General features: G+C 39.8%; 20 protein-coding genes and 2 tRNA genes. 4 read left to right on the top strand and 18 right to left on the bottom strand.

Features of this window, described 5'->3' with window-relative positions; genetic code table 11:
- Positions 1 to 328 precede the first annotated feature (328 nt).
- A complete protein-coding gene (locus tag HNP77_RS10170) occupies positions 329 to 1,342 on the bottom strand; it encodes a family 43 glycosylhydrolase (RefSeq protein WP_184653076.1) in 1,014 nt (337 codons plus the stop codon).
- A 249-nt stretch (positions 1,343 to 1,591) separates the two neighbouring features.
- Between HNP77_RS10170 and HNP77_RS10165 the strand changes: the two genes are divergently transcribed.
- Positions 1,592 to 3,262: an AMP-binding protein gene (locus tag HNP77_RS10165; RefSeq protein WP_184653075.1), complete on the top strand. Its 1,671-nt coding sequence runs from the start codon at positions 1,592 to 1,594 to the stop codon at positions 3,260 to 3,262.
- A 31-nt stretch (positions 3,263 to 3,293) separates the two neighbouring features.
- Here HNP77_RS10165 and HNP77_RS10160 read toward each other — a convergent pair whose 3' ends face one another.
- From HNP77_RS10160 to mnmL, 8 genes are all read right to left on the bottom strand, one after another.
- Complete coding sequence (locus HNP77_RS10160) at positions 3,294 to 3,803, bottom strand: hypothetical protein (protein WP_184653074.1); 510 nt, start codon at positions 3,801 to 3,803, stop codon at positions 3,294 to 3,296.
- A 24-nt stretch (positions 3,804 to 3,827) separates the two neighbouring features.
- Complete coding sequence (locus HNP77_RS10155; RefSeq protein WP_184653073.1) at positions 3,828 to 4,340, bottom strand: hypothetical protein; 513 nt, start codon at positions 4,338 to 4,340, stop codon at positions 3,828 to 3,830.
- Positions 4,341 to 4,367: 27 nt separating this feature from the next.
- Positions 4,368 to 4,892 (bottom strand): hypothetical protein, encoded by a 525-nt coding sequence (locus HNP77_RS10150; protein ID WP_184653072.1) that lies wholly within the window; start codon positions 4,890 to 4,892, stop codon positions 4,368 to 4,370.
- Positions 4,893 to 5,635: 743 nt separating this feature from the next.
- The gene (gap, locus tag HNP77_RS10145) at positions 5,636 to 6,667 is read right to left on the bottom strand and encodes a type I glyceraldehyde-3-phosphate dehydrogenase (protein ID WP_184653071.1); all 1,032 of its coding nucleotides are present in this window, start codon (positions 6,665 to 6,667) and stop codon (positions 5,636 to 5,638) included.
- An 85-nt stretch (positions 6,668 to 6,752) separates the two neighbouring features.
- Complete coding sequence (locus HNP77_RS10140) at positions 6,753 to 7,640, bottom strand: SPFH domain-containing protein (RefSeq protein WP_184653070.1); 888 nt, start codon at positions 7,638 to 7,640, stop codon at positions 6,753 to 6,755.
- A 43-nt stretch (positions 7,641 to 7,683) separates the two neighbouring features.
- Complete coding sequence (locus HNP77_RS10135) at positions 7,684 to 9,315, bottom strand: SH3 domain-containing protein (protein ID WP_184653069.1); 1,632 nt, start codon at positions 9,313 to 9,315, stop codon at positions 7,684 to 7,686.
- Positions 9,316 to 9,340: 25 nt separating this feature from the next.
- Positions 9,341 to 9,796, bottom strand: coding sequence for an NfeD family protein (locus HNP77_RS10130; protein ID WP_184653068.1), 456 nt, complete (start codon positions 9,794 to 9,796; stop codon positions 9,341 to 9,343).
- Between the two features lie 22 nt (positions 9,797 to 9,818).
- Positions 9,819 to 10,703 carry a tRNA modification radical SAM protein MnmL/YtqA gene (gene mnmL / locus HNP77_RS10125; protein ID WP_246428914.1) on the bottom strand — a complete coding sequence of 295 codons (885 nt, stop codon included), beginning with the start codon at positions 10,701 to 10,703 and terminating at the stop codon, positions 9,819 to 9,821.
- 151 nt (positions 10,704 to 10,854) lie between these two features.
- Between mnmL and HNP77_RS10120 the strand changes: the two genes are divergently transcribed.
- Positions 10,855 to 11,760 (top strand): phosphatidylinositol-specific phospholipase C, encoded by a 906-nt coding sequence (locus HNP77_RS10120; RefSeq protein ID WP_184653067.1) that lies wholly within the window; start codon positions 10,855 to 10,857, stop codon positions 11,758 to 11,760.
- 31 nt (positions 11,761 to 11,791) lie between these two features.
- Positions 11,792 to 12,133, top strand: coding sequence for a TAXI family TRAP transporter solute-binding subunit (locus HNP77_RS10115; protein WP_184653066.1), 342 nt, complete (start codon positions 11,792 to 11,794; stop codon positions 12,131 to 12,133).
- A gap of 153 nt (positions 12,134 to 12,286) precedes the next feature.
- On the opposite strand, the gene HNP77_RS10110 is transcribed toward HNP77_RS10115, so the two are convergent.
- From HNP77_RS10110 to earP, 8 genes are all read right to left on the bottom strand, one after another.
- Positions 12,287 to 12,703, bottom strand: coding sequence for a flavodoxin (locus HNP77_RS10110; RefSeq protein ID WP_184653065.1), 417 nt, complete (start codon positions 12,701 to 12,703; stop codon positions 12,287 to 12,289).
- The gene (locus tag HNP77_RS10105) at positions 12,704 to 13,291 is read right to left on the bottom strand and encodes a DUF3793 family protein (RefSeq protein WP_184653064.1); all 588 of its coding nucleotides are present in this window, start codon (positions 13,289 to 13,291) and stop codon (positions 12,704 to 12,706) included.
- Between the two features lie 228 nt (positions 13,292 to 13,519).
- Positions 13,520 to 14,656: a redox-regulated ATPase YchF gene (gene ychF, locus HNP77_RS10100; RefSeq protein WP_184653063.1), complete on the bottom strand. Its 1,137-nt coding sequence runs from the start codon at positions 14,654 to 14,656 to the stop codon at positions 13,520 to 13,522.
- A gap of 84 nt (positions 14,657 to 14,740) precedes the next feature.
- Positions 14,741 to 15,058, bottom strand: a complete 318-nt coding sequence (locus HNP77_RS10095; RefSeq protein ID WP_184653062.1) for an antibiotic biosynthesis monooxygenase family protein — start codon at positions 15,056 to 15,058, stop codon at positions 14,741 to 14,743.
- Between the two features lie 178 nt (positions 15,059 to 15,236).
- Positions 15,237 to 16,010, bottom strand: coding sequence for an SDR family oxidoreductase (locus tag HNP77_RS10090; RefSeq protein ID WP_184653061.1), 774 nt, complete (start codon positions 16,008 to 16,010; stop codon positions 15,237 to 15,239).
- 162 nt (positions 16,011 to 16,172) lie between these two features.
- Positions 16,173 to 16,247: transfer RNA gene (locus tag HNP77_RS10085), tRNA-Arg, on the bottom strand.
- A gap of 79 nt (positions 16,248 to 16,326) precedes the next feature.
- A complete protein-coding gene (gene efp, locus HNP77_RS10080) occupies positions 16,327 to 16,896 on the bottom strand; it encodes an elongation factor P (RefSeq protein WP_184653060.1) in 570 nt (189 codons plus the stop codon).
- Positions 16,897 to 16,937: 41 nt separating this feature from the next.
- Entirely contained in the window at positions 16,938 to 18,155 is a 1,218-nt protein-coding gene (gene earP / locus HNP77_RS10075) for an elongation factor P maturation arginine rhamnosyltransferase EarP (RefSeq protein WP_184653059.1), read from the bottom strand.
- A gap of 194 nt (positions 18,156 to 18,349) precedes the next feature.
- On the opposite strand from earP, the gene HNP77_RS10070 reads away from it, so the two are divergent.
- Positions 18,350 to 19,918 carry a YifB family Mg chelatase-like AAA ATPase gene (locus HNP77_RS10070; protein WP_221266572.1) on the top strand — a complete coding sequence of 523 codons (1,569 nt, stop codon included), beginning with the start codon at positions 18,350 to 18,352 and terminating at the stop codon, positions 19,916 to 19,918.
- 83 nt (positions 19,919 to 20,001) lie between these two features.
- Here HNP77_RS10070 and HNP77_RS10065 read toward each other — a convergent pair.
- Positions 20,002 to 20,084, bottom strand: a tRNA-Leu gene (locus HNP77_RS10065).
- Between the last annotated feature and the right edge of the window lie 53 nt (positions 20,085 to 20,137).

Below are 20,137 nucleotides of genomic sequence, written 5' to 3'. Positions count from 1 at the left end.
CTTGGTTATCATACACCTGACTGCGGGGGCAGTCAGGCATCAGGGGAAATTGCTGCGTCTCTCGCAATTTCTGTTCCCTGATGTGTCAATAGTAACATCTTATTATTCAAATATTTTCTTGGTTATCATACACCTGACTGCGGGGGCAGTCAGGCATCAGGGGAAATTGCTGCGTCTCTCGCAATTTCTGTTCCCTGATGTGTCAATAGTAACATTTTTTATTATGCAACTGTTTTCTCGGTTATCATATACCTGACTGCGGGGGCACTCAGGCATCAGGGGAAATCGCTGTGTCTCTCGCAATTTCTGTTCCCTGATGCAGGTGGAATTATTTTTTGTATACAACAGGTTTTACTTCACCTGTCTTTGCGTTGATTTCAAGTTCATCGCAATAAATAAGTTCTGCAGTTCCGTCTTTGTTAAACTGAATCGGATACCAGGTATATGTAGATTCATGATAGCTCTTTCCGTTCCAGCGGTCACCAACATAAATATATGAAGTCTTTTTAGTTCCCTTTAATGTCAGAATAAAGGCAGGCTGTGAATGATAAGTAGTTTCATCGCCAATATTGCTGAGCATTCCGAAACCTTCTTCAATTCCTGAAGACCAGGCATACTGGCCCTGATTAGGATCCCATCCTGTACAGCCGGAATTAAAACAGTAAAGTTTTTTTCCTACCCTTACAAAAGCAGGAGCCTCGCGGTATTCCCCGTTCCACCATACGCCGACTTCCTTTTCAATGTTAAGAAAATCAGACTGCAGAAGATAAACATGCATGTCGGCATTATTTCTGGCAGCAGATGCAAAATAAGTTTTTCCTTCATCCTGAAACAAAGTACAGTCTCTGGACATCTGACCGTAAGGATTAAAGCTTCCGTGATAAACAAAATTTCCGTCAGGAGTATCACAGCTGGCTACGGCGATGGCGGCCTTTGAATAATCATGACCGTTTTCATAATGAGCCCACATAACGTACTTTCCTGTTGATTCATTATAAACAACTTTCGGACGCTCAATGTTTACTTTCTTATTGTCCTCTGCATTGAACAGCTTAAGGTCTGCACGGACACGTGTTTTTTCTGCAGGAGAATCCGTTGTAAGAATATTGTTGCGGAACTCCCAGTTTACAAGGTCCTTTGAAGCATAGCAGCTGACGTAATTATTCTCAGTACGGTTTTCTCCGTACCAGTACCAGGTGTCACCGCTTTTCAGGATATAACCGCCGTGAGCATGAAGGACGTTACCGTCAGTGTCATACAGCGTCTGACCGTTTTTTACACTGTTCTGCGCATATAAATGTACTGAACAGCATGCAAGTAAAATTAGAAAAATCTTTTTCATTATAAAACCCCTTATCATTCAATACTACACTTGAATATAAAAAAAGGTAAGGGATAAACAGATATACGGCTGCAAAAAAATTGTTTTGAACCTAAAATTAACATTCATTAAAAAAAAGTAAGAATAAACACTAACTTTCCTATTATATCCAGAAAAAACAAAGCTGAATCTGAAATTTTTCATTCATAATCCATTTATAATATTCTACATATATACTATAATATAGAGATATATTATGGAGATAAAAATATGAATCTTTTGTCAGAATTTATAAAAGACTATCATGAATACAAAAACTACGATGACATGGTAGAAAACTACAAACTTAATATTCCTGCAAACTTTAACTTTTCATACGACGTTATTGACCGCTATGCAGAGCTGGCTCCAGAAAAAAGAGCGCTCGTCTGGTGCAATGACGAAAATGAAGAAAAATTCTTTAATTTCAAAGAGATTTCCAGAGACTCACAGAGAACAGCTCACTTTCTTACAAAACACGGAATCAAAAAAGGCGATGTCGTAATGCTCATTTTAAGACGCCGCTATGAATTCTGGTGGCTTCTTCCTGCCCTTCACAGAATCGGAGCAATTGCAGTACCTGCAACAAACCAGCTCCTCAAGCACGACATTGTTTACCGCTGTAACGCCGCAGAAATTAAAATGATTATTTCTTTTGACGACGGCAACGTAATGAAACAGATTGAAGAAGCAATGCCTGAAAGTAAATCCGTAAAAGAACTTATATCGGTAAAAGGAAGCCGGGAAGGATGGATTGACTTCCACAAAGAACTTGATTCTCTTCCTGAAGAATGCAATGTATTTGAACGTCCCCAGGGTGAAAATGCAACAAAAAATGATGACACTATGCTTATGTATTTTACCAGCGGAACCTCAGGCTATCCAAAGATGGTTCTCCATGACTTTACCTATCCTCTGGGTCATATTGCCACTGCAAAATTCTGGCAGAACGTAATGGATGACGGTCTTCATATTTCTGTAGCAGAAACAGGATGGGCAAAAGCTGTCTGGGGAAAAATCTACGGACAGTGGATTTCAGGAACTGCAGTCTTTGTTTACGACATGGTATCTTTTGCACCGGATCTTTTCTTCAAGAAAATCGCACACTATAAGGTAACAACATTCTGTGCTCCTCCTACAGCCTACCGCTTTTTAATCAGACAGGATCTTTCTAAATACGACCTTTCAAACCTTAAATACTGCGTTACTGCCGGAGAAGCAATGAACAGTGAAGTATACAACAAGTTCCTTGAAAAAACAGGAATCAAAATATACGAAGGCTACGGTCAGACAGAAAGTGCAATTCTTGCAGGAACATTCCCGGGCATGGAAGTAAAACCTGGTTCCATGGGAAAGAGTGCTCCAGGCTACGATGTTCAGATAATCAATCACGACGGAAAAAAATGTCAGCCTCTTGAATGCGGAAGCATAGTAATCAACCTTAAAAACGGCAAACCTGCAGGACTTCTTAAGGGATACTATAAAAATGAAGAGCAGACAAAAAAAGCCCTTTCAGGTGAATGGTATGACACAGGTGATACGGCATATTATGATGATGACGGATACATCTGGTTTGTCGGAAGAAACGACGATCTTATAAAAAGCGCCGGTTACCGTATCAGTCCTTTTGAAGTAGAAAGCGTCCTTCAGCAGCATCCTTCCGTACTTGAATGTGCCGTAACAGGAATCACAGATCCTAAACGCGGACAGGCAGTAAAGGCAACTATCGTACTCACAAAAGGATACACCGCAGGCAAAGAGCTCGAAATCGAATTAAAGACCTTTGCAACGGAACATCTGGCACTTTATAAAATTCCACGTCTTATTGAATTTGTAGAAGAACTTCCAAAAACAATCAGTGGAAAAATCCGCCGCGTAGAAATACGTCAGAAAGATAATTAATAGAAAAAATAACTCAACAAAAAAACTCCTGCTATTCCCTTAAAACAAATTCTTTCGAGTCGGAATGCAGGAGTTTTCTTTTTCCGGTTTTGGATGTTCCATAGACAAACGCAGAAACTCTTACGATTCCAGCAGACGATGCCTTTATTTCATAACTTCCGTCAAATTCAAAAGAATCATCCTTAGCTCCTGTAAATGTAAAGTCTTTTGAAGAAAATGGAGAATTACTTGAACCGTAAAGCTGAATGTCATCTGACAGCTCAAAAGATTTCGTATCATAACTATATTTTTCTACCATAAGCTTTACTTCATAAGTTTTATAGATACAAGAATCCGTTCCATTCAAGGACGACTTATTCTGATTATAAGACATATTGCAGTAAAGTTTTACACTGCAATTCCCCTTTGTCTCTGAATCTGACAGTTCAAGCGAAAAATCATTTTCCGGTTCATCCCATAAAAGTTCATTAAAAATCTTAGCACAGGATGAAAGACAGACAGAAACAGTCAGGAAAAATAATCCTGCAAGAAATCTTTTCATAACAAAAAATTTTCTGCACATAATTTATTCCGCTGAAAAATCCAGAACAAAATCCCTGCTGTACACATATTCATCCAGTTTCAGTTTTGCCTGAGCCCTTACGCGTACACATATATTATACTTTCCAGGCAAAAGCCCCTTTACGTAAAAAGTCCTGGACTGTTCTTCTACAAGTTCACTGTTCTGCGTAAAAGTTACGGAGGACAGATTAAAGTTTAACTCATCATCATCAGAAGCAGAACCAAGAATTACACATCCTTTTGCCCCTTCAGCTTCTGCAGATGAGTCTGCAGCGTCAGAACTGCAGACATAAAACCTTATTTCATAATCTCTATAAAATTCATAATCAGTAATACATGAAACTGTAAGTCCGACTGTATCTCCAACTTTAAGTCCTGAAGTCTCTCCGGAAAGAGAAACTTCCGCACCTTCAAGAGCTACAACATGCTGTTTTTCCGAATAATAATAATCACCATCAGTACAAGAATTAAAACTCAAAGCAAAAGTAATTAAAACAATAAAATAAATTGACTTCATTATACACCTCTAACCAAATGATTTCTGTCAGATGTCTGACTGACTGAGATCCATCTGAAAACAATATCCTGAATAATAAGTACGACCGTCCTTCCCTTTTGCAGAAACAAAGAATTCTACACTGTACAGTATTTTTTCAAGTTTTTCAGTAGGAATAACAAAGCGTTTTGTAATCCTGCGGTTTACAGATTCACCTTCAGATGTACATAAAACGTCTCTTCCCCTGATGTCCGTTTCTGTTTCGTCATCAGTGTCATAAACAACAGCAAAATCAGCAGTCTTCCTGATCTTATAACCTTCCGGCTGAAGAAAATATGCAAATATGTCAACTGAAATGCTGTAAGATTCATAGCGGGAAAAATCCGTCATGAAAGAAGCTGCCATATTCTGTCTGTCATAGGAATCCGGTGACAGATCCATCTCTTCTTCAGAAGGCGAAAGCGAAAAAACTACACCGGGAAGATAATCATCATAGTTTTCATCGGGACAGCCAGTCAGTAAAAAAAGACAGGCAGAAAGTAGAAAAAAAACTGCCGCACTTTTTAGTTTCATAATTTTTCTCCAGAAAATAAAGCTTACTTAAAGGATAATAATTCTTCGATAATTTTTCAATAATATTTCAAGCAAGCAAGTGCGCCGCGTCTGCCCGAGCATTTCTCAAAGAGAATGCGAGAACGTAAAATAAAAAGAACAATCAAATACGATATAAAAAAAAAACGGGGCTGACCAATAAGTATGAGTCATTGCCGTGCTCGACACGGCAATCTCTTGTATTTAGGGTTTAATACAAAACCTAAAAACGGCTGTGTCAAGGCTTTAAGCGAAGCGTGCCTTGACCAGACGTATTGTAATTAAATAAATTTTCGGGTCGGGCCCGAAAATGACATTTTTTGAACTTATTGGACATCCCCGTCTTACTTAAATCAAATTAATTAGCAGTTTTCAGCAAAGTATTTAATTGTTCTTACCCAGACGCAAGCAGGTGCGCCGCGTCTGCCCGAGCATTTCTCAAAGAGAATGCGAGAACGTTTAATAAAAAAGAACAATCAAATACGATAAAAAAAAACGGATACTTCTATAAGAAGTACCCGTCTTACTTAAATCAAATTAATTAGCAGTTTTCTGCGAAGTATTTGATTGTTCTTACCCAGACGCAAGCAGGTGCGCCGCGTCTGCCCGAGCATTTCTCAAAGAGAATGCGAGAACGTTAAATAAAAAGAACAATTAAGTACTTCCTTATAAAAAAAAGGGCGCCTTACGTCTGTAAAGCGCCCTTCATTAAATCAATCTAATACTTAGCAGTTTTCAGCGAAGTACTTAATTGTTCTTACCATCTGTGATGTATAAGAGTTTTCGTTGTCATACCAAGAAACAACCTGTACCTGATATGTATCATCATCAATCTTAGATACCATTGTCTGTGTAGCATCAAAGAGTGAACCGAATTTCATTCCGATAACATCAGAAGAAACGATTTCATCTTCGTTGTAACCGAAAGATTCAGTTGCAGCAGCTTTCATTGCAGCATTGATTCCTTCCTTTGTTACATCTTTACCCTTTACAACTGCTGTAAGGATTGTTGTTGATCCTGTAGGTGTTGGAACACGCTGAGCAGAACCGATAAGTTTTCCGTTCAATTCAGGAATTACAAGACCGATAGCCTTTGCAGCACCTGTTGAGTTAGGAACGATGTTCTGTGCACCTGCACGTGAACGGCGGAGGTCACCCTTGCGCTGTGGACCGTCAAGAATCATCTGATCACCAGTGTAAGCATGGATTGTAGACATGATACCAGAAGCGATTGGTGCATAGTCATTAAGAGCCTTAGCCATTGGAGCAAGACAGTTTGTTGTACAAGAAGCTGCAGAGATGATATTGTCATTCTTTGTAAGAGTCTTGTGGTTTACGTTGTAAACGATTGTTGGAAGGTCGTTTCCAGCTGGAGCTGAAATTACAACTTTCTTAGCACCTGCTGTGATGTGAGCAGCAGCCTTTTCTTTTGATGTATAGAAACCTGTACATTCAAGAACTACGTCTACTTTGTTAGCTGCCCAAGGACAGTTAGCTGCATCTTTTTCTGCAGAAATTTTGATTTCTTTTCCGTCTACGATGATTGAATCTTCAGTAGCTGATACAGTGTGTTTTCCTTCACCGATGCGGCCCATGAATCCGCCCTGTGCTGTATCATACTTCAAAAGGTGAGCAAGCATTTTTGGGCTTGTCAAATCGTTGATAGCAACAACTTCATAACCATCAGCTTCGAACATCTGACGGAAAGCCAAACGACCAATACGGCCAAATCCATTAATAGCAACTCTTACTGCCATAATAGTAACTCCTTTTTTACAAGAATGTAATATTCATAACTTTAATGAATTTATACAATAAATTCAACAACAAGAAGCGTTTATGTTACTTTGAACCGGCCAGTTCAGACACGGAAGTTACCAGCCCTGCAAGATTCTGAATATCAGAAGGAACTATTATCTTTGTAGCCTTTCCGTCTGCTACTTTTTCAAGAGCCTCAAGACTCCTGAGTTTTATTACACTTTCATCAACTCCGGCCTGCTTTATAAGCTGAAGACCTTTGGCAGTTGCATTCTGAACTTCCAGGATGGACTGAGCCTGCCCCTTTGCCCTGTTAATGGCAGCTTCCTTCTCTGCTTCTGCTTCAAGAATCATTGCCTGTTTTTTTCCTTCAGCCTCAAGAATCGCACTCTGCTTATGACCTTCCGCAATAAGAATCTGCTCACGGCGTTCACGTTCAGCACGCATCTGCTTTTCCATGGCTTCTTTTATTGCTTCTGGAGGAATAATATTCTTTACTTCCACACGGTTAACTTTTATTCCCCATGGATCCGTTGCCTCATCAAGAATGCTGCGCATTTTTGTATTAATTACATCACGGCTGGTAAGAGTCTGGTCAAGTTCCAGTTCACCGATGATATTGCGGAGTGTCGTAGCACTTAAATTTTCAAGGGCATTGATAGGTTTTTCCACACCATACATGTAAAGTTTCGGATCCGTAATCTGAAAATAAACCACGGTATCAATCATCATCGTTACGTTGTCTTTTGTAATTACCGGCTGAGGGGGAAAATCCAGAACCTTTTCTTTTAAAGAAATCATTGAAGACATGCGGTCTATAAAAGGAACCTTTACATGAATGCCGACTCCCCAGGTTGAATTGTAGCCGCCAAGACGTTCAATTATAACGGCATGAGACTGTGGTATTACCCGAACATTGGATAAAATCAAAACCAGAACTACAAAAAGAACTGCAATCAAAACATAAGGCATATTAACTCCTCCATTAAACAATAAAAATTATTCTATTAATGTATCATTCAAGCCAGGCTCCAAAAACCCAGGCAGAAGTTGATTCAGCAGGAAAAACATTTTGAATAAGATCCCCTTCAGAGGAATAGTCATCATTAACAGGAGAAACTTTTACCCAGCAGGAAACAAGACCGTCAATTACAGTTTTCTCTCCAACTTCTTCTATTTTTAATAACGTTCCGGGATTCAGCAGACATAATGTCAAAGATCCAGAATCCGGAGACTGATGCATCGGAAGCAGGCATATAGGATTGCAGAACTGTCCGACCTTTTTAACTTTCTTATTTCCTCCGGGAGTTCCAGAATTGTAGACTCCATCCTCAAACTTATAGGAAGCAGAACTTTTCTGAGCATAAAAATAATACCCCTGTTCACCATCTTCCCCCATAACATCACAGACCACGATTCCCTTTGGAGTAAAATAATGATAGTCTCCGGCACCGGTTCTTGCATCCCTGACGCTGCATTCATACTCACATACAGGGATAGTCTCTACATCCGATTCATTCACTTTCAAGCTGTAAATTCTTGTTTTATAGACTCCCCTGATTCTGCTTTCAATAATAAAAGGAACCGGCTTCTTAAAGTTAAGGGGATAAGCAAGACTAAAATTAACTTCAGAAGAATTGATTCCTACCCTTTTGGAATTGCCTTCTGCATCCACATAACGTATCTGAGTAATCCGGTATGCAGCAGACTGAGCAATATTTGCAGATTCATAAGTATCACTTGAATTAAGGTCCCTGCTGACTTCCTCCATGGAAAGACCATAGGAATCAAAATTAATGTCTTTCAATGCTTTCTGTACATAAAGATGGATTTCATTTCCGTTTTTATCATGAACTGTAGAAATATCATCATTAGAAACAAAATCAATTCCGCGGATGTAACATAAACACCTGGAGCCTTCATCATCGAAATAGACTCCTTCATAAACCGGATAAAGAAGCCCCGGGAATTCTGATTCTTCATTTGCAATACCATAACTTACCACATGTTCAAGTTCGACGGGAGTTTCTGCTTTCAAAAAGAAAACACAGCCGCAGATTGAAGCTGCCACAGGAGGACAATAACCAAGACAGTCTTCTGCTACAACCCCTGATACTCTGGGAGCATCATAGCAGCAGAAGTTCTCAAGACAGGCTGTATAACGGGTATTAAACAGATCCGTTTTCTGCCATTTATCGCTATATTCATCCTTATAATTCATTCCTTCTTCATCAGGAAAATATGGCAGGTCTATATATTCTTCAGTTTTAGAAAGCTCAAATATTTCTCCATAAGAAAGAGGATTATTTTTCTGAAGGTATCCTCCGAAGACCCAGCCATCTTCTTCCGTTTCATAATCCTTCCATTCTGTCTGAGGAAGGGCAACTTTAACCCAGGGAGCAGTTATTCCGTCTATGACAACTTCTTCACCAAGTTCACGTATAAGAACATAATACCCGTATCTCAATCCGCTTATACGGTCAGCCTTTAAATTCGGAGCGGATCTGATTTTTAGTCCTTCCGGCGAATTAACAAACATGCCTTCAGAAAGGCTTCCGTCTGCAGTATAAAAATCCGCTTTACCGGCAAAAGATAAGGAAACGCCTGCAAATAAAAATACGGCGATTAAAAAAACAACTTTTTTCATAATAACTTCCTGATTTGAATTTTTTTTAATTAAGTGGCCTGACCCGTACTGTATTTCCTTCTACAGAAACGACAGTACATATCGTGCCGCAGGGAATGCTTTCGTCATCGGGATTTTCCAGGGCAGCACTCCACAGGATTCCCCCGGAAGATTTTACGCTGCCCTTTTTAAATTCTGATATTTCATCAACTGCAACCACCTGCTGTCCGATGATTGCCGCAACATTGGTCACTTCCTTTCCGACTTTAAGCTTTTTTACCGCAAAAGGTCTGGTAAAAAAAATCAGAACGATGGTGATAATCAAAAAAACAATAAGCTGCCAGACAAAAGGAACAGGCGTAAACGACAGAAAAACCATAAGCAGAGCCGCAATTGCAGGCCATATGGTAGTCAGTGCAAAAGTTAAAGCTTCTGTTACGGTACATATAATTACTACAGCAAGCCAGAACCAGTAAAGATGGGAAACAAAATATTGAATCATAATTAAATGATATAACTAAAAGTCAGGATTTAGCAATTAAATTATTAAGATAATTAATTACTTTCTTTTTATCTCCGCTCCATTGAGGTTCTACAAGAAGTTTTTTTGAGCCGTCTCCAGTCATTCTGTGAATTACAGTTTCAGAAGGAAGAATTTTCAGGCATTTAATTACAAGATGACAGTATTCTTCCATAGTAAATATTCTAAAGGGCTTTATTCTGAATTCTTTTTCCAGCGCAGTATTTTTCAGCACATGAAGAAGCTGTATTTTTATTCCCTCAAGTACGGGATTAAGCTGAGAAAGATACCTGACGGTATCCAGCATCATGTCCTCACTTTCTCCGGGAAGTCCTAATATTACGTGAACAATGACTGTAATTCCCGCATTGCGTAAAACTCTGTAAGCCTTTTCAAAAACCTCCAGCGTATATCCCCTGTTAATGCGTCGGGCAGTTTCTTCATGCACAGTCTGCAATCCCAGTTCAACCCATACAGGTTTTATGGCAGAAAGTTTTTTTAACATTCCGACAACTGAATCATCAATGCAGTCCGGTCTGGTGCCAAGAGAAAGAATTACAATTTCAGGACGAAAAAGTACTGAGGAATAAAGTTCATACAGCCGGTCAGGATCCCCATAGGTATTTGAATAGGACTGAAAGTAGGCAATATATTTTCTCTGATTTTCCGGAATGGATTTGGGAAACTTTCCATTAACTTTTTTCTTTGCTTCATCAATATCACTTGTTGCAAAGTCTCCGCTTCCCCCTTCAGAACAGAAAGTACATCCTCCGTAAGAAATTTTTCCGTCCCGGTTAGGACATGTACATCCGGATGTTAGGGACAGTCTGTAAACCTTAGTGCCGTATTTTTCTTTCAGCCATTCATTAACCGTTTTTATTCTCATCATCTGAATTATTCCACATTGAACTTCACAGGTCTAGTATAGTTATTAAAGAGCTGATGAGGACATAAAAAAAATTGATTCAGACTTAAAAAAAATTTTTTCTTGACTGGTGAATTTTATGGACTTAACATTTTGTTTACATAAGGAGGATTACATGACATTAAAAAAAGTTTTGTCCTGTACAGCCGCACTGCTTACGGCAGCTGCAATTTCACTTACTGCAGAAGACTACACTTCTGCAAACTGGATGTCACAAATAAGTGACTCAACTCAACTGTCAGCCATTTCAATTCCGGGAACACATGATTCAGGAGCCACTTATGAAAGTATTTCCGGAACTGCTAAATGCCAGAGTCTTGGAATATCAGACCAGCTGGAAGCAGGCATACGTTACCTGGACATAAGATGCCGCAATTATGAAGATGCTTTTGTAATTCATCACGGTTCCGTGTACCAGCATTTAAACTTTGATGATGTACTTACTGCCTGCAGAAATTTCCTTTCTGAAAATCCTACAGAAACAATCATCATGTCCGTCAAGGAAGAATACGATGCTTACGGAAATTCTAAATCCTTTGAGACAGTTTTTCTTGAATATATGAACACTTATTCAAATCTGTTCTGGACCCACTCCTACATTCCTGCAATCGGTGACGTCAGGGGAAAAATCGTTCTCTTAAGAAGATTCAGTGCCGCAACCTGGCCTTTAGGACTTAATGCCTCAAGCGGCTGGGGAGACAACACAACCTCAACCATCAGCTATTCAAACTGCACGTTACGAATTCAGGACAGCTATAAAGTAGGAAACAACTCCAACAAATGGTCTGCGATTACTTCACTGTTTTCAGAAGCCCTGAGCGGTTCTTCTTCAACAATGTATCTTAACTACACAAGCGGATACAAATCCTTTTTAGGAATTCCAAACATTCCGTACGTTTCCAATACAATCAACAGCAAGCTTTCTTCATACCTTTCCGATGCATCAGGCCGCTACGGTACTGTAATTATGGATTTTGCAACGGCAGATCTGGCAGAACTTGTTTATGAAACAAATTTCTAGCCCGGGATGAATCTTTATAAGGAGGACTTACATGAAAAAATTTCTTAAAGCTACTGCAGCAGTTTTTTTGACTGCTTTGTGCATTTCTGCATTTTCCTGCAGCGGTCAGAGTTCAGAAGAAGCTTCTGCCGTTCTTACTGACGGTACTACAAGCTACACTTTTTACAATGACGGAAACTGGTCCTGCAGCTGTGATTCAAAAACAATTGCAAAGGGATCATATTCCGGAACTGCCGGAAAAACTTCAGAATTAAACATTTATTTTGAAAAAATTGACAACGGTTCCGGACTGGAAGCCTGCGCATTATCTGCAGTGATTCAGATAAAAGACGGAATCTATAATGACGGAGACAGCGTTTACACGCTGAACTGATTTTTTTTACAACTGCTTAAAATCGTAAGATTTCTTACTGATTATAAAAGTTTTTTAGGAAGAAAAAAACTTTTTAGCCCTGACAAGGTACTGTCACGAAGTCCGGCAATAAAACTACTGCTTTTATTTTTTACTGCCGGGCTTCATTTTTTTTCAGCTGATTTTTCCCAGTTCCTTACACTCTGCAAGAGCAGCTTCATCTGGAGTAAGCTGTGCTTTCAAACCTTCTCCGTTAAGAACAACTGCACCGGCTGCAGAAAGACGTTCAGTCCAGGTTCTGAGCCACTGACCGTCACCCCAGTCATAGCTTCCGAATACTGCAACTTTCTTTGAAGAAAGTGACGGTTCAAGTCCGGCATAAAAATCTTCCATAGAGTCTTCCAGAACTTCATCACCCATTGCAGGACTTCCCAGAATTATTACATCACAGGATGCAACTTCTGCCGCATCTGCCTCTGAAGCCTGTGCAAAAACAAGTTCTGCGCCGCTTTCTTTTACACCCTCTGCAACGGCATTTGCCATAGCTTCAGTGTTACCTGTAGTGCTTGCATAAATGACTGCTTTTTTCATTCAGCAAACCTCCTTCAATATGTTTGTCTTATATTTCGTGCTGATATCCACCACGTTATAACCCTTATCAAAAAGTTCACAGCATTCAGAGGAACATCTTTTATATTCATTCATTTTCCGGCAGGCGCTCTCAACATCTCCATAAACTGACCAGCAGCCGGTATACTTGCATCCCCTTCCGCCGTAACGCTCAAAGGCAAGGACGTCTTCCAGAGGATACCCGAGAAACAGTCCTACTTCATGAGGAAACCCCTTTGAAGAATTACTGCAGAGCCGTCTGAACAGTTCATGGAGAAGTTTTTCCGTTCCTTCAGTTACAGGATAATCTTTTGATTCAAGATATTTAATGCAGTTCAAATTACATACAGTTTTTTCAAGAAGTTTTTCATCATAAGCAAAAATCAGGAAAGTACACAAAGTCTTAAGAACAACAAGACGTCTTCCCACTTCAGAAAGTTTTTTATTCCATTCTTTTATTCTTGAAAACTCCCGCCGGCAGGTCTGTTCATCCATGGAAAACAGGCAGGAGGGTTTTATTCCGCAGAGGGCAGGAGAAGCAAGATGCAATACCACTTTATCAAAACTCATTCCGTCATCCGTTAAAAAAAAAGCAGGTGTATGAGAGTTTCTTTTGTGGCTGTGTAAGGAGAATACGAACATACACCCGCTTAATTTCGAGGTTAGTAGTTAGTTTTATCTAACTGTGGTTACTATACGCTAACTCTAATTTTTAGTCAATACTTTTAAATAAAATATCTATAAAAAAAGGCTGATAACTGCAGAGAGTATCAGCCCATAAATACGAAAGTAAAAAAATTATTTCGTTACGTTAAACTTAAAGAAGAGGACATCGCCGTCCTGAACCACATAGTCCTTTCCTTCCTGACGGTACTTGCCTGCAGCCTTAATCTCAGCCTCACTTCCGTACTGACGGAGATCGTCAACTGTATAAGCTTCTGCCTTAATGAATCCTTTCTCAAAGTCTGTATGAATTACACCTGCAGCCTGGGGAGCCTTGTCTCCGGCATGAATGGTCCATGCACGGCATTCATCCGGTCCGCCTGTAAAGAAAGTCCTGAGGCCCATAAGATGATATACATGGCGTGCAAGTACAGAAAGTCCGCTTTCTTTAAGTCCAACGGCATCCATAAATTCCTTGCGGTCATTTTCATCAGTAATATCTGAAAGGTCTGACTCAAACTTTCCGCAGATAACGATTACTTCTGATTTTGTCTCATCAGCAATCTTTTTTACGGTTTCTACATACTTGTTTGTTCCTTCAGAAATAGTGTCTTCATCAATATTGCATACAAATACCTGAGGCTTGATTGTCAGAAGATGAAGGTCATATACAGCAGTTTTTTCTTCATCAGTAAGATCTGCCATGCGGGCACACTTACCTTCCGTAAGGAGAGGCTTTATTTTTTCTACTGCACTGAAATAAGGTGCAAGACGTTTTTCTTCATCTTTTCCCAGGGCACGAATCTGTTTAGTAATTTTTTCTGCACGCTTGTTGATTGTATCAAGATCAGCCTGTGCAAGCTCAAAGTCAATAGTAAGAATATCGCTTTCAGGATCAATAGGAGCATCTGTTTTTGCATCCTCACGAACATGCTGAATGTCAGGATTATCAAAACAGCGTACTACATGAGCAATTACTGCAGTTTCACGAATATTAGCAAGGAACTGGTTTCCAAGACCTTCTCCCTTTGAAGCACCTTTTATAAGTCCTGCGATATCAACAAAATCAACGGATGCAGGAATCTTCTTCTTAGGCTGAAAAACACTTGCCATAAAATCAAGACGTTCATCCGGAAGATCAACAACGCCTGTATTAGGATCAATCGTACAGAAAGGATAATTTGCAGCTTCAGCCGGAGCCTTTGTAAGCGCACTAAAAATAGTAGACTTTCCTACATTAGGAAGTCCAACAATACCACAAGTAAGTTTCATATATATACCCTGATAAAAAAAATCTTAGAGACAATATAAAACTTTTACGCATTTTATACAATTCTAACCGCAGTGAACCGGACTTCAGTGCTTCGGATTTACAGGCTTTTCCTCTTCATAATCAATTACAGACTTTGATGCTATGAACCTTCCGTATTCTGCCTTCCACATAAGATGGGCATCACTTTTGTCATAAGCGTCCAGAGCCGACTTATCCATATCAATCTGAATCATAATATCAGACCTGCCGTCCATATTATTACAGTTGCGGAACACCTTTACGGAATGAATGCCTTCAATTTCAAGACATTCATCAAAAAGCTTTTTTATCTGCATGATGAAGGAATTTTCTATCTTCATCGAAATATCCGGATTGAATTTTACAATTATACAGTGCTTCATGATTAACCCCCTGAAAGGCATTTGATTAAAGGCCTGCATTCCAGAACCTGCTTAAAAAATTATAAAGCACTTTCTTAAAACTTTAAAACTTTTTTTTCATACTAAAAACAAAAAACCGTCCGCAGTCATACTTCAATATATGACAGGGACGGTTTATGCACGGCTTATTCTTTTTTTATTACATGCAGGTATATCCGCCGTCTACCGGAAGATTTACGCCTGTAACATAAGTTGAAGCCGGACTTGCAAGGAATACTGCGGCACTGTCAAGTTCACCTTCGTTTCCATAGCGTTCCATAGGAATCATTGTCTTTGCATTCTGCTGGAAGAAATCTGAATCAAGAGTTTCTTTTGTAAGAGGTGTGTAAAAATATCCAGGGCAGATTGAGTTTACAGTAATATTGTATTTACCCCATTCTGCTGCAAGGGCACGGGTAAGGTTTACAACACCGCCTTTTGCTGCATGATATGGAGCTGAACCTGCAATCTTGTTTCCTACAAGACCATACATTGAAGCGATATTGATTACGCGGCCGTACTTTGCAGGAATCATTGCTTTCTTTGCAACTGCACGGGCAACCTTGAAGGTTCCGAAAAGATCAACATTCATTTCTCCATTGAACTGGTCATCAGTAATGTCTTCTGCAGGAGCAACAGCACCGGTTCCTGCATTGTTGATAACAATATCAATGCGACCGAATTTAGCAAGAACTTCATCTACAGCAGCATTAACCCTGTCTGTATCAGTAATATCACACTGAACGGCAAGGGTTTCAACTTTGTATGTATCAGCAATTTCTTTTGCTACAGCTTCAATCTTATCCTTTCTGCGTGCCATTGCAACGATTTTAGCCCCCTGATTTGCAAGTGCTTTTGCCATCTGAACGCCAAGACCTGTAGAACAGCCTGTTACTACAGCAACTTGTCCGGTCAAATCAAAATAATTTTTCATATAAGCCTCCGTCGGTTTATTTATTCTGACATTATGACAAATTTTGTCATTTTAGTATATAGGTTTACAGAATAATGAAACAGAATCTCATAAAAAAATGAAAAAAAATAAAGCTTTAAAAAAGAAAAACCTGCCCTTCTTAATAGAAAAGCAGGTTTTATATGACCCCGGCGGGGTTCGAACTCGCCACCTTCTGCTTAGGAGGCAGACGCTCTATCCAAAATGAGCTACGGGATCGTATCCGGTATTTTTAACCGGCCTGAATCATACTAGAAAAACTCCCGGTATGACAAGCCTGTAAAAACACCGTCAATCATTAGTCCTTTGCACGTTCTACAAATGAACCGTCACGTGTATCGATAACGATGCGGTCGTCTGTATTGCAGAACAATGGAACCTTTACTTCGATACCAGTATCGAGAGTAGCAGGCTTAAGGGATTTTCCAGAAGTATCTCCCTTAATTCCAGGTTCACAATAAGTAATTGTGCGTGTTACTTTAATTGGAGGATTAACACCAACTGCTTTTCCTTCATAGAAAGTAATTGAAACTTCATAATCATCATCAGGAGAAACATAACCGGCATTGTCTCCAAGGTCTTCCTTAGAAAGAGAAATGTCATCATATGTTTCCTGATCCATGAAGTGATAGTCGTCACCATCAATATATGAAAGCTTAACTTTCTTTTCTTCAAGGTCTACTTCATCAAATTTTTCTCCGGCGTCAAGACCAAGGTCCTGTGTTCCGCCTGTAACAATATTCTTTACACGAAGTTTTACAGTGATACCTGCACGACCTGATTTCTGTCCGAGCATACGCTGAACGATAAAAGGTGAGCCTTCGAACATGAAAGCCGAGCCTACTCTGATTTCATTTGTTGTAATCATAAAACACGTCCCCTAAAAAAATATGTACTTATTATATACAATTAGAAGTAATTTTTCAACACTTCATTAAGATGTACGGTGAGATTTCCGTTGGAAACAGCAGCTCCGGCAAATTCAGAAAAAGCATCCTTCAAAGCTGAATATTCATCAAAAAGATAAAGAAGTTCATTTACAGCAAAGTCTTTGTCTTCAAGGCATTTATATTCCTCAGGAGTAACTGCATCAAGAGCTTCACTGCAAATCTCATCATGAAGCTTAAGATTATAGCCCAGTACAAATCTTCTGAACCGCTTAAAAAGCTGTCCGTCTGAAAAATAAGGCTTTAACCTTAAAAGAAAGGCTTCCAGTTTTACAAGATGAAACTGTCCTTCCTGAGGATAGATGTCCCAGACAAAAGGTTTTCCGCATAAAGCTGCCCTGCTGAAAGAATCTTCCCCCCTGATGAAATTAAAATCCATGAGACATAAAAGGGCATCCCAGGAAGTCTGACACATATATGGAAGTTTCTGAATCTTTACGTGACTTAACCCCGCGGCAGCTTCCACGACAGAATCAAAACTAAGTCCGGGAGCTGCAAAAATCCTTACATTCTTTTTTATCACTGCAGAAAACTTTTCAAGGGCAGCGGCAAGAACGGAAAAATCTCTTTTATAGTTAAAGACAAGCACATTAAAATCTGAAGAAGTTTTTATTGCACTGAAGGACTCTTGAGGAATAAGTCCTTCAATTTTATTTAAGGCAGCAGATGCAGAGCTGAGGTTTTCAGTAAATGAAGAATCCAGTACAAGTCCCCCTGTTTTATCAGTAAAGCCAGGCATGAAATTTATTTTCTTTACGGAACTGCTTCTTGTTCCGCTTTTAAGCAGATGAAAATCATCAGCCCACTCTTCTGCCGTCAGATACTCAACGTTTACGATAAGGCATTTTCTGTTTTCTGAATCAAAGAGAAGCTCATCAAGCCACTCAGGACGTCCGCACTGAAAACATTCAAGAATAACATCGGGAAAATTTTTACTGATAAAGCCGGATGCTTTTTCTGAGGCATTCCAGTCAAGTATATTCCAGCCGCAGCATTTCTGAATGCTTTTATCAGGAGATACGGAAGGACAAAGTTTTGAAAAGGAATCAAGATTGCTTACCGCAAGAGTAAGTTCATAATCTTCAGGATACAGTTCTGAAAGTGATCTGGACAGTCTGTATACAAAACCTATGTCACCGTAATTATCTACAACCCGGCACAGAAGAAGTATTTTTTTCATGAAATATTTGTAGCCCATAAATAAAAAAAATTCAAATTCCTAAAAAAAATCCTGCAGAAAATGGTGATTTTAAAAATTCAGTTCAAATATATATAGGGAAGTTCAAAAAAACTTTTTATCAGTTTTTTGGATTGTCTGAAAAAATGCCGGGAATTTGCCTGATTATATTCAGAAGTTTCCGCACGGGAGGTTTTATGGAATCAGAAATATGCATTTATACTTTTTCTCCATTCGGATTTGAAGGTTCACTTGTTACAGTTGAAGTCGACTTGCGCCGGGGAATACCGGCTGTTGACATTGTGGGGCTGGCAGACGGAGCCGTCCGGGAATCAAGAGAAAGAATGAGGAGTGCTGTCATCAACTCAGGGTTTGATTTTCCCTGTGAACGGGTTCTCATAAGTCTTTCGCCCTCTGATCTGAAAAAAGAAGGTGCAGGTTTTGATCTTCCGCTTGCACTGGCTGTTCTCATTCAGAGTAAAAAAAATGATTTCAAATTTATAGAAGAAAACATTATGGTCATGGGGGAACTGGAACTTAACGGAAATCTCAGACCCGTAAGGGCCGTACATGCAGCTGCAGCCACGGCAGCTTCTTCAGGAATAAAAATGTGCATAGTTCCCTATGAAAACGCAGAAGAAGCAAGAGCTGCAGGCAACATGAAAGTATTCGGTGCAAAAAATCTTACTGAAGCTTTCAGCGCATTGAGTAATGCAGAACTTTTCAGTTCAAAAAAACAGATCAGAAACCTTAATTCACTTCTTGTTTCTGAAGAAGGAATGATAGAAAAGCACGGCATTCTTTTTGCACCGGTAGAAAAGGGATTTGAATACGGAGAAATAAAAAACCAGAAAGAACTCATAAGAGCCGTACAGATTGCTGCCGCAGGAGGACACAATCTTCTTGCCTATGGAGCACCAGGCTGCGGAAAAACCCTTTCGCTGCAAAAGTTCAGTGCCCTGCTGCCCCTCCTTACTCCTGAAGAATCAGCCTCTGTAACGAGAATCCATTCCATTGCGGGACTGCTGAGTAAAGGCAGTTCGATAATAAGAAAACCTGTATTCCGTCAGCCTCATCAGACTGCAAGCATAGAAGGAATGTGCGGAGGAGGAAGCCAGTGCAGACCTGGAGAAATTTCTCTGGCTCATAACGGAGTACTTTTTCTTGATGAAGCTTCTGAATTCAAGTCATCCGTATTACAGATGCTCAGGGTACCTCTTGAGAGCAGAACCATAACTATCAGCAGAGCAGGAAGAACGACAGTTTACCCGGCCGACTTTCAGCTTCTGATGTCTGCAAATCCATGCCCCTGCGGGAATTTTGGCTCTAAAGAAAAAATATGTCTGTGCTCTGCCCGTTCCGTAGAACAGTACTGGAAGAAATTTTCCGCACCCCTTCTTGACCGGGTAGACATACGGATTAGAGTCGATCCGGAAAGACAAAGTTCCGGACCTTCAAGAACAACCGATGAACTAAGGGAAGAAATCGCACTGGCCGTAAGCATACAGCGGCAGCGGCAGGGAAAAAGAAACAGCAGGCTGCTGCCTTCCGACATCGAAAAAATCTGCATAACTGACAATGAAGCAAAAAAACTCCTTGACGAGGCAGCTGAAAAATATGAGTTCTCTCCAAGAGCCGCTGCGGGCTGCCTTAAAGTTTCAAGGACAATAGCAGACATGAAAGGGCTTAAGACAATAAACGGAGAATGTATGAAAGAAGCCGTCCTGCTTCGAAAAAATGAAAACCTTATTGCAGGAATGCTGTAAAATAATAGAAAGCAAGCTCGACTTTCTTTCTATTATTTTCCAAAAAAAACAGCCATCCGGAAAACGGATGACTGTTACTGTTTTACCGCCTCTGAGACTTGAACTCAGACACGCTCGCGCGCAAAAGATTTTGAGTCTTTCGTGTCTACCATTCCACCAAGGCGGCATGCAGGGTTAATATAGCAAAATACCTTAACTTTTGCAAGTAACCCCCCATCA

This window comes from Treponema rectale (assembly GCF_014202035.1).
GTDB classification, from domain to species: Bacteria; Spirochaetota; Spirochaetia; order Treponematales; family Treponemataceae; genus Treponema_D; species Treponema_D rectale.
This window is presented reverse-complemented; position numbering and strand designations above follow the sequence as displayed.